Annotated in this window: 2 protein-coding genes; one reads left to right on the top strand and one right to left on the bottom strand. The window is 69.2% G+C overall.

What is annotated here, in order from left to right:
* Positions 1–661, top strand: a 661-nt coding sequence (locus tag FVW20_RS13760) for a methyl-accepting chemotaxis protein (protein ID WP_231039113.1), incomplete at its 5' end; no start/stop codon positions are given.
* A gap of 312 nt (positions 662–973) precedes the next feature.
* On the opposite strand, the gene FVW20_RS13755 is transcribed toward FVW20_RS13760, so the two are convergent.
* The coding region (locus tag FVW20_RS13755) for an NAD-binding protein (RefSeq protein WP_196610060.1) at positions 974–1978 on the bottom strand (1005 nt) is incomplete at its 5' end.

Genomic DNA, 1978 nt, shown 5'->3' with positions numbered 1-1978 from the left:
CGACAGCGCGGCTGCGGCACGCACCCGCGCCGCCGAGGGGGCCGGGTCGGTGACGCGGCTGGTGGACGCCATCAGCGCCATCCGGGGCCGCACCGAGGAACTGGAGTCGTTCATGGGCGACCTTGGCCAGCGCACCGATGCGGTGGGCAACGTGCTGGGCGTCATCAGCGACATTGCCGACCAGACCAACCTGCTGGCCCTGAACGCGGCCATCGAGGCGGCGCGCGCCGGTGACGCGGGGCGGGGCTTTGCCGTGGTGGCGGACGAAGTGCGCAAGCTGGCCGAAAAGACCATGCAGGCCACGCACGAGGTGGGCAACGCCATCCGGGCCATTCAGGACGGGGCGGCGCGCTCCATCGACGGCGCCCGACAGGCGGGCGAGGCGGTGCGCGAATCGGTGGGGCTGGCCCGCGAATCGGGCGATACCCTGGACCGCATCGTGACCATCGTAACCGGCACCGCCGACCGGGTGGGCTCCATCGCCGCCGCCGCAGAGCAGCAGTCCGCCGCCAGCGAACAGGTGGGGCGCGCCGTGGGCGAGGTGAACCAGGTGGCCGCGCGCACCGCCGAAGGCATGGAACGGGCCGAGGCCGCCATTTCCGGCCTGGCCGCTCAGGCCGAGGAGTTGCAGCGGCTTATCTCCGCCCTGCGCGAGGAATAGCGCCAAGGTGTCCTTTTGCCCGTTGGCGGTCCCAAACATCACCAACCATGGCTTTGCTGTCCTTGACCGTGAGACTCGCGCTGCGCGCTCGCCAAACGGCTGAGGCACGCTCCCTCACGGCAGATCCGCTTTCCTTGCCAGCGGGCAAGAACCCTACTTTGGCGTCCAATCCCGCGCCTTGGCCATTCAACAATATCCTGCAAACAACAGCCCCCGCGAAGCGAGACCTCGCGGGGGCTGTCATGTTCAGAAATGGCGGCCCGTCCCATGCGATTCGAGGGGGGTGGAGGCGCTTCTGCGCAACGTGGCCGCTCAGGCCTTGTCGCCGGACGTGGCCTTGGCCGGAGCGGCAGCGGCATCCCCGCCCGACGCCACATCCTCACTGCCCCCCTCGCCTGCCTGTCCGGAGCCATCGGCCATCGTGGCCTCCAGGCCAGGTTCCTTCTCCTCCTCGCCCGTATCCCAGGCCCGTCTCCGCGCCGCGAACAGTCCGGCCTTGGCGGCGATGTCCGCATGCGGGCCGAACACGTAGGTGACGTCGCCCGCCATCAGGCGCAACGTGCCGTCGGGGTTGGGCAGCACTTCCTCGCCGCGTTTCACCGCCACCAGGGTCAGCCCGTGCAGGCGGCGCAGGTCGGCCTGTTGCAGGGTCGTGCCGTCCAGCATGCAGCCGGGTTCCACGGTCATGGCGCTCAGGTCGAAGTCGGTGAAGTAGGTGGACAAGGCGGCCAGCGGCTCGGTGCGGATGTCCACCTGGCGCAGCATGTCGTAGCTTTCGGTGCGCACTTCCTCCACAAAGCGTTCTATCTCGGCGCGCGGCACAAGATAGCGGCTCATGACCCGGGTGAAGATTTCCACCGAGGTTTCGAACTCCTCGGGGATCACGTCGTTGGCCCCCAGGTCGCGCAGTGCCGCAATTTCGCTGATGAACCGGGTGCGCACAACGATGTGCAGCGAAGGGTTCAGCTTGCGGGCCGTGTCGGTGATGCTGCGCACGGCGGCAGGGTCGGAAATGACGATGGCCAGCACCCGAGCCGCGCATGCGCCCCCGTGTTCCAGCACCGCGATGTGCGAGGCGTCGCCGTAGGCAATGGGCTCGCCCTTGGCGGCAAAGGTGCGCACCGTGTCGGGGTTCATTTCCAGGATGGTGTAGTCGATGCCCGCCGCCTTGGCCGCGCGGGCCAGGTGCCGCCCGCCGATGCCGAAGCCCACGATGATCAGGTGATTGGTCAGGTTCATGCCGCAGTGCGCGCCGCCCGCCTCTTCCGCCGCCGCATCTTCCCCGCGCCGGGCCAGCCGTGCCCCGGCGGGCAGCAG

This window comes from Nitratidesulfovibrio oxamicus (assembly GCF_015731765.1).
Classification (GTDB): domain Bacteria; phylum Desulfobacterota; class Desulfovibrionia; order Desulfovibrionales; family Desulfovibrionaceae; genus Cupidesulfovibrio; species Cupidesulfovibrio oxamicus.
The sequence above is the reverse complement of the archived record's forward strand: the minus strand, read 5'-3'. Positions and strand labels throughout refer to the sequence as shown.